Consider the following 8,216-nt stretch of genomic DNA (forward strand, 5'->3'; position numbering starts at 1 on the left):
TGGTTAGGACGTTATCGGCGTTTAAGCAAGGATTATGAACTGTTATCGGAAGTAAGCGAGTCTATGGTTTATGCTGCTATGGTGCGGCTGATGCTGAGACGACTAACCGCTTAAGTCTTACTTTATAAATCAGCTCTAACAAAATAGGTGTGCTGGAAATTTCAGGATCTCTTCACTACGTACAGAGTTTCTCTGCACAATAATTTCAAACAAAAGCAGAAGTTAAAAGTTTTAGTCTGTTTTATCTATAAAACTATTTCCAAGCACGAGCGCTTCGTGAAATGTTGCTAACATCTCTCCACATCTTTCTAAAACTAAATGCGATCGCATTCAATTAACCATCTTCCGAAAAAGGCGCAGTTTACCCATCTTACTTGTAGCGCGATCGCTAATCTGACAAAACACAACAGCGATCGCTTTTCCTGACTGCACTCAGTCGTTGGCAGGAAATTGGCGATCCAACAGAAGCGGCGCTGTTGGTGGCGGCGGCGAAAGCAGGGTTACACTGAGTAATATTTTTACCACAGCACCTCTAACTAACTGGCAATGGTTGCTCTTGCTATTCTGTCCGCCACTCCTGCTAGGCGCAGAGGAATTGCGAAAAGCCATTTTCCGCCAGCCGCGATAACTAATAATGTTAAGAAACCATACTAAAAGGTTTACGGGCAAGGTCAAAAGCTGTTGATAGTAACATTTTGCTAATTTTTAGCTAAGCTCGTTCTGTTTGCAATAAATTGATGATGGCGAACTCATCCAACTATTTGCAAATCCAATTCTTGTCAGTTTTTGTCATACTATCTACCTAAAATTGAAATATCTCCAACTAAATGTATGTGACTCACAGGTAATTTTGAAATGACACTTGAATTAGAGTCCGAAGAAGTTAAAATCAAGCAGGTTTTGGAAGCAATTACTGCACTAATTCTAGCACCAATTGTTTTACCTTTAGCTGCGGGAGTTAATACTCCTCTAGGCAAAGCTGCACTCAAAAACTCAATCTTTATTTCTGAAAAAGTTAAGGAAGCATTAGCTCATACTCAAGAAATTGTGGAAGATTTAGTTGTAGAGGTACAAGCTGAATTAGCTGCACAATCGCAGGCAGAAACAAATTCTACAGCGAATCAGAACCAGCTTTCAAATGTAAAATCACCGATCGCTGAAGAATTAATAAATGTAATATTTAGCTTCAACGAGCAAATTAGACAAACAACAGCAGGAGTTGTCGATCTGCGTTTACTCGTACCGGCGGGATTAGGTGCGCTTGCCCTCCGCCAAATACTGACCAAAGGGCTAGAGCTTGACGAAATTCCTTGGTACACTTTGGCATGGTATGCATTTGATACTTTTATCAAGCTAAACGAACCCGAATAATTGTCATAGTAAAAGTAGAGGAGGTAATGCTCACCTTTCCTATAATAGATAGTAAAATTCAATTGTAGGGGATCGAATACCATCTCTCGTAATAGATAGTTAAGAATAAATTAAATTTTGTTTAAGCACCAATTTTTTAACATTTTTATAGGGGTAAAAAGTTTGTGGTGCAAGCAATCCATACTGCGATCGAAGGTAGAGCTAGGTTTAAAATTAAAGAACTTTATCGCTCGGAAGCTTTGAAACTACACCTAGAGCGATCGCTTGCCACTCACTCAGAAATTATATCTGTTTCTGCTAATATTCTGACGAGCAATCTTCTAGTTAAGTTTGATTCTTCAATTGATGCAATCGAGATAAAATCGTTAATTGAAGAAATCGTGACAGAGTACAATCAAAAATTCCCGAAAATAAACTTAACAAAAAATATAGAGCGATCGCCTCAACCCACGACTAATACGCAAAAGCGAACAACCCAAGACTGGCATTTAATGGCAGTAGATTCCGTTCTAGAGACATTGCAGACATCGCCAATAACAGGATTGTCTGACGATTCTGTGGCTGAAAAATTACAGAAATATGGACTGAATGCTCTACCCGAATCAGCGATTCGCTCCGATCTCAAAATACTACTCGATCAGTTTAAATCTTTGCCAGTTGGTTTGCTGGGTGTTGCTGCTGGAATTTCATTTTTCACGGGAGGATTCGTCGATGCTTTGGTAATTATCGGTGTTATTGGTCTGAATGCGGCTATAGGTTATGCCACAGAAAGCCAATCCGAAAAGATCGTTCATTCCCTAAAAAGCCGCGAACCAGCATCAACTTGGTCGATCAGAAATGGCACTCAAACAGAAATTCCCACAGAAAATGTTGTTTTAGGAGATATATTAGTTCTGAAACCAGGGAGTTATGTAGTCGCAGATGCTAGACTGCTCGAAGCCGATAACCTGAGCGTTGATGAATCCGCCCTAACCGGAGAGAGTTTACCCATCACGAAAACAACTGCATCCCTCACAGGTGAAGATATCCCTTTGGGCGATCGCTTCAACATGGTTTACAAAGGCACTGTAGTCACTGGTGGTCGAGGATTGGCTGCGGTTGTGGCAACAGGCGGGTTTACTCAAATGGGTAAAATTCAACAACAAGTTGACGCAGCGACGGCAACAGAAACACCCCTAGCCAGACAACTAGACGAAGTTGGCACTCAGTTAGTTTTGTTGAGTTTGGGAATTTGCGGCTTTGTGTTTGGCATTGGAGTTTTGCGGGGATACGGGTTGCTACAAATGCTGAAGTCTTCTATATCCCTAGCAGTTGCAGCCGTTCCCGAAGGTCTACCGACGATCGCCACGACAACTCTAGCGTTAGGCATTCAAGATATGCGCCAGCATAACGTCCTCGTCCGCAGTCTCAGCGCGGTGGAGGCTTTGGGTTCGGTACAGACAATTTGCCTCGATAAAACCGGAACGATTACTGAAAATACGATGTCAGTCGTCGAGATCCATACAGATAACAGACAAATTCAAGTAAATGACTGTCAATTTATGGCTGGATCGGAAAACATTAATCCCTATGCCTGTGATGAATTATTGAAGCTGATTCACGTCACGGTTTTGTGTAATGAAAGTCAAGTTAGCCAACAAGGAAGCGAATATGTAGTTACAGGTTCGGCAACGGAGAATGCTTTAATTTATCTGGCGATCGCCGCTGGAGTCGATGCGATCGCGCTCAAGCAAAAATATCGGCTATTACAAACTCAAGTGCGATCGGAAAATCGCAACTACATGAGTACAATTCATGCTATTGATGCGGCAGATCGGTTAGTTGCTGTCAAAGGCAGTCCCACCGAAGTCGTCCAAATTTGTCAGTGGTGGCGGAAAAACGGGCAACTCGTACCGCTAACAGAAGCAGATCGGCAAGCATTTGAAATTGAAAACGATCGCATGGCAGGGAAAGCGTTGAGGGTACTGGGTGTAGCTTATGCTTCAGCAATTGAGAATGGCGATCGTCAAGAATTGACATGGTTGGGGCTAGTGGGGATGGCAGATCCGATTAGAGCTGGAGCCAAAGAGCTGATGCGAGACTTTCATCAAGCTGGAATTGATACAGTTATGATCACCGGAGATCAAAGCCCAACTGCTTATGCGATCGCCAAAGAATTGCAACTGAGTCAAGACGAACAACTAGAAATTCTCGATTCAACTCATCTCGATCGCCTCACGCCTGAAGCACTCACAGCACTCGTTGATAAAGTTGACGTTTTTGCCCGTATCAGTCCCAGTAATAAACTGCAAATTGTCCAAGCTTTGCAAGCAGCGGGAAAAGTGGTGGCAATGACAGGGGATGGCATTAACGATGCTCCAGCGCTCAAAGCAGCCGAAGTTGGCGTAGCAATGGGTAAAGGGGGAACGGATGTAGCGCGGGAAGTAGCAGATATCATTTTAGAAGATGACAGGTTGGAAACGATGATTGTTGCTGTGAGTCGGGGACGGACGATCTACAACAACATCAGAAAATCCGTGCATTTTCTCCTATCTACCAACCTCAGCGAAATTTTGGTGATGACGACTGCAACAACAGTGGGATTAGGCGAACCTTTAAATGCAATTCAACTTTTGTGGTTGAATTTAGTCACAGATATCTTTCCTGGGTTGGCTCTCGCCTTGGAACCACCAGAACCCAACGTCCTCAGTCAACCGCCTCGCAGTCCTCAAGAGCCAATTATTAAAAATTCAGACTTTAGTAGAATCGCCTTTGAGTCAGCAACAATATCTCTGTGTACCTTGGGAGCCTATGGTTATGGCATTTTGAGATATGGTGTCGGACAGCAAGCAAGCACAATTGCCTTTATGAGCCTGACATCGGCGCAACTCCTGCATACAATTAGCTGCCGTTCGGAAACACATAGCATTTTTAGTCAAATCAATTTGCCGAACAATCAATACTTAAATATGGCGCTTGTCGGCTCTTTTGCCCTACAAGTGCTGGCTTTAAGCCTTCCACCGTTGAGGAGTATTTTAAAAATTACACCGATCGATCTTTTAGATGGTACTGTCATTGGAGCTAGTGCTTTATTGCCTTTGTTAGCGAACGAAAGCACGAAAAATACTCAGGTCGATTTACTTTTTGACTACGGCAGAAAAGATCCCCCCAACCCCCCTTAAAAAAGGGGGCTATAGCAAGGTAAAAGTCAATGAAAAAAGACTTCATGTTTACATCTGAGTCGGTAACTGAAGGACATCCCGATAAACTTTGCGATTTAATTAGCGATGCGATTGTAGACCGTTTTTTACAACAAGATCCCTATTCACGGGTAATTACAGAATGTGCTGTCTCTACGGGCATTGTCTTTATCGCCGCCAGATTTGAACCGAATGCTAATGTAGATTTCACAAATGTAGCTAGACAAGTTATCGATCGCGTTGGCTACGATCGGTTTGAATTCAACGGCAAAACTTGTAGTATTTTGACTAGTCTGAGGGAATTGCCTCTAGACAAAGATCGGTTTGATGAAAAAAATCTATCTTATGAGGAAATAGAGCAAATTCCTGTCAAAAACATTGTCAATGTCTTTGGCTTCGCTTGCCGTCAAACTTCATCTATGATGCCGTTACCGATTTGGCTAGCGCATAAGTTAGCAAGACAACTAACTCATGTCAAGCTACAAAACATACTACCATATCTTGCGCCTGATGGCAAAACTCAGGTAGGAGTTGAATATAGAAATAGCAAACCATACAGAATTCATAGTATCAGCGTTATTGCTAGTCAAAATAGCTCATCAAAGCCCGATTTAAACCAACTTCAAGACGATATTCGCGCCACAGTTATCGACTCTGTATTTCAAGATGAAGAAATTAGACCTGATGCCCAAACCAGGATATTTATTAACCCTGATGGATTAGTTATTGGCGGTGGTCCAGCGTTACATTCTGGGGTGACGGGAAGAAAAAATGATGTAGATACCTATGGAGAATATGCCAAGCATAGCGGCTCAGCTTTAAGCGGTAAAGACCCAATTAGAATAGATAGAATCGGAGCCTACGCAGCTCGTTATGCAGCTAAAAATGTTGTAGCCGCAGGGCTTGCTGATGAGTGTGAAGTGCAATTAAGTTATTCTATCGGACTAGCAAGACCTGTCAGTATTCAGGTAGAAACTTTTGGCACTGGTAAAGTTACTGATGAAGAAATTACTAAACTTGTAGAGCAATATTTTGATTTTCGGTTGGCTGGAATCATCAAACAATTTAATTTAAGATTCCTACCTTCACTGACTAAAGGTGGTTTTTACAAACAATTAGCTGCCTACGGTCATGTTGGCAGAATAGATGTCAAGTTACCTTGGGAAGTTACTGATAAAGTTGACCTATTTTAGGTTACAGAAGCAACTTATGAACGAGACAAATTACAAAACGATCTCTGCTTTGACTACAGAAGCATCTTCCGTGGGAGAAATATGGAAACCGAGTTTTTCACACACTCGTTGCATGGCTCCATTCTCTCTGAGAATCTCTGCACAGATGCGATCGAGGCGTTCGTCACGACCTACTTGCAACAGTTGTTGCAATAACTGAGTCCCCAATCCTTTACACTGAAAGCGATCGCTCACTAACATGGCAAATTCAGCTTCATTTGTATCGTGCAATTTGCTCAGCCGTCCAACTGCTAAAATTTCGTGTTGTTGGGTTTGCGGATTTTTGTAGTCGGCTATCAGTGCCATCTCGCGATCGTAATCGATGAAACACATCCGAGTTAATCGTTCGTGAGCAACTCGTAGACTGAGTTTGATTAAATGGAAGTAACGGAAATAAACGCTTTCCTCCGATAATGTCTGATGAAGCTGAATCATCAGCGGTTCGTCTTCGGGACGGATGGGACGGATAGTAATGCTTGTACCATCTTTCATCTGCCAGGGTGAAACGTATTGAGTCGGATAAGGGCGAATCGCTGGTTTCGGCAATTTGTCCTTTGTTACAGTTGCTTTGTGGAGGACAACACGAGCATCAAGGGCGATCGCTCTGTTCTCCTGCTTCCCTGGCTGCACCAACAAGGGATTAATATCGAATGGCACTAAGAAAAGCTCTAAGCTATACGGAATCAGGTCTACAGCTTTGAAAGCTATTGAACAGTGGAGGAGGGGTCAGGCGGTCGTCCTTGATGCAGCGTCATGGAAGCGATCGCCTACGGCAGGCGGGTACGCCATCGCTGTGCCTTGCTCCAGACAGTGGAATCAGATGTACAATATGTTTATTTACTGGCTGACAATCTGCTCTGTGGCTTGATGTGGTCGGCAGGCACTACTTACGAGACTTCGCCGTTAAGCCTATCACTGCAAGGCACTCGTCATCATTTCAATAACTTTATGACTCAATTATTAACTACATCTTCAACAAAAGTAGAGCAGATTTATCGCACTTTACTTAAAGTTATTGTTCACAAGGCTGTTCCAGAACGCCCGCTCTCGCAGTGAACCACGAGTCCGTAAACGTCGCCCGCTCATCTTACCCTTTAATGACCAAACCGGGCGCACGAATTACGGCAACAACTGCAAACTGCTTAGGCTACAAGTGTTTCGGCTTTTCTTAGTGCCATTCGACCATAAGATCCCCTGCTCAAAAGCTGGTAAGGATAGTTATAACAACCTTCAACTACTCCGCGGTCATTGCCATGATGCCAAAACGGCAACAGATCGTGTTGCCCTGAAAATTCCAGAGATAGACGAGGATTATCTCAACCTCAATCCTTTTTGACTCGGAATTTCGAGGTATGTTTGACAAACACTAAGCTATTGAGGAGCCGTGTGAATTTAAAGAGTGCGCCGTGACGCGCATTGAGTAAATCGCCAACCTAGTTGGCTGGAGTTCAGGGTAACTGACTCCAAGGCGAACAACTAACCTTAACTCGAAAGAGAAGGGGGACAAGAGCATGTATGTAAAGCGGGAAGTAACAGAAGACGTGTATGTTACAGTCCTGCAACGCCTGAGCGATATGGCTAAAGCTAAACTGCTTAAATCCTAATATCCAGCGGTGGAACTGTCACATCCTTCGGTAGCACGTCTGTACGCCGATGCCATTGGTAGCCATGAATTCAGCTTTTGTTCATGGTACGCCCTGACCGATGGGCGATGAGTAGCGAACTCATTCAAGGATATGAGTAGGAAGCCTAAGTTGCTCTATACGTTTCTCAATGACGAAACACGGGATTGCCTACGGGACGCGAGTCCTATGGTGACGGAGTTCCAATAGTAGTCGTGGGAGTCGCGACCCACCAAGGCGAACGGGAGAGCCGTTCACAGGGCAAAGTGGAACAGGTGGACTGAATGTCAACAATTGCGAGGTACGCGAGATGCGAAATGCCACAACAGTGTTGAACATTATTCGAGAGCGAGGACAACGGGGATTGCCGTTAGAGCGGCTCTACCGACAGCTTTACAACCGCGAGCTATATTTACGCGCCTATGGTAAACTTTATGCCAACAAAGGCGCAATGACTCCTGGTGCAACGTCGGAAACAGTAGACCAAATGTCACTGGACAAAATTGATAGAATCATTGCGGCACTGCGGCAAGAGCGCTATCGATGGAAGCCTGTAAGACGCATCTACATTCCGAAGCGCAACGGCAAACGCCGCCCACTGGGAATGCCATCATGGTCTGATAAATTGTTGCAAGAAGTAATTCGCTCTCTATTGGAAGCATATTACGAGCCACAGTTTAGCACTCATTCACATGGATTTCGAGCGGGAAGAGGATGTCATTCTGCTTTGCATGAAATCACCCGTCAGTGGAAAGGAGTCAAGTGGTTTATCGAAGGAGATATCTGCGCCTTTTTCGACCGAATAGATCGCT

7 protein-coding genes and 2 pseudogenes are annotated in these 8,216 nt (G+C 43.8%); 7 read left to right on the forward strand and 2 right to left on the reverse strand.

Going from position 1 to position 8,216, the window contains the following annotated elements; genetic code table 11:
- A pseudogene (locus tag ACRC32_RS26675) lies at window positions 1-114 on the forward strand (IS5/IS1182 family transposase); the annotation flags it as partial.
- Between the two features lie 318 nt (window positions 115-432).
- Here the strand turns inward: ACRC32_RS26675 and ACRC32_RS26680 are convergent.
- On the reverse strand, window positions 433-675 hold the full coding sequence (locus tag ACRC32_RS26680; RefSeq protein WP_438556809.1) for a hypothetical protein: 243 nt from the start codon (window positions 673-675) through the stop codon (window positions 433-435).
- Window positions 676-855: 180 nt separating this feature from the next.
- Here ACRC32_RS26680 and ACRC32_RS26685 point away from each other — a divergent pair, with 180 nt between their 5' ends.
- The 3 genes from ACRC32_RS26685 to metK all read left to right on the forward strand — a co-directional run bounded on the left by ACRC32_RS26685 (window position 856) and on the right by metK (window position 5,743).
- The gene (locus tag ACRC32_RS26685; protein WP_438556810.1) at window positions 856-1,371 is read left to right on the forward strand and encodes a DUF5132 domain-containing protein; all 516 of its coding nucleotides are present in this window, start codon (window positions 856-858) and stop codon (window positions 1,369-1,371) included.
- Window positions 1,372-1,535: 164 nt separating this feature from the next.
- Window positions 1,536-4,532, forward strand: coding sequence for an HAD-IC family P-type ATPase (locus tag ACRC32_RS26690; RefSeq protein WP_438556811.1), 2,997 nt, complete (start codon window positions 1,536-1,538; stop codon window positions 4,530-4,532).
- A 29-nt stretch (window positions 4,533-4,561) separates the two neighbouring features.
- Window positions 4,562-5,743 (forward strand): methionine adenosyltransferase, encoded by a 1,182-nt coding sequence (gene metK / locus ACRC32_RS26695; RefSeq protein WP_438556812.1) that lies wholly within the window; start codon window positions 4,562-4,564, stop codon window positions 5,741-5,743.
- 30 nt (window positions 5,744-5,773) lie between these two features.
- On the opposite strand, the pseudogene ACRC32_RS26700 reads toward metK, so the two are convergent.
- A pseudogene (locus tag ACRC32_RS26700) lies at window positions 5,774-6,430 on the reverse strand (GNAT family N-acetyltransferase); the annotation flags it as partial.
- Between the two features lie 105 nt (window positions 6,431-6,535).
- On the opposite strand from ACRC32_RS26700, the gene ACRC32_RS26705 reads away from it, so the two are divergent.
- The 3 genes from ACRC32_RS26705 to ACRC32_RS26715 form a co-directional block, all read left to right on the forward strand.
- Window positions 6,536-6,838, forward strand: a complete 303-nt coding sequence (locus tag ACRC32_RS26705; protein ID WP_438556813.1) for a hypothetical protein — start codon at window positions 6,536-6,538, stop codon at window positions 6,836-6,838.
- Window positions 6,839-6,953: 115 nt separating this feature from the next.
- Window positions 6,954-7,118, forward strand: a complete 165-nt coding sequence (locus ACRC32_RS26710; RefSeq protein WP_438556814.1) for an HNH endonuclease — start codon at window positions 6,954-6,956, stop codon at window positions 7,116-7,118.
- A 596-nt stretch (window positions 7,119-7,714) separates the two neighbouring features.
- Window positions 7,715-8,216: reverse transcriptase/maturase family protein (locus ACRC32_RS26715; RefSeq protein ID WP_438556815.1), on the forward strand; the 502-nt coding region annotated here is incomplete at its 3' end.

This window comes from Chroococcidiopsis sp. (assembly GCF_051657925.1).
GTDB lineage: Bacteria > Cyanobacteriota > Cyanobacteriia > Cyanobacteriales > Chroococcidiopsidaceae > Chroococcidiopsis.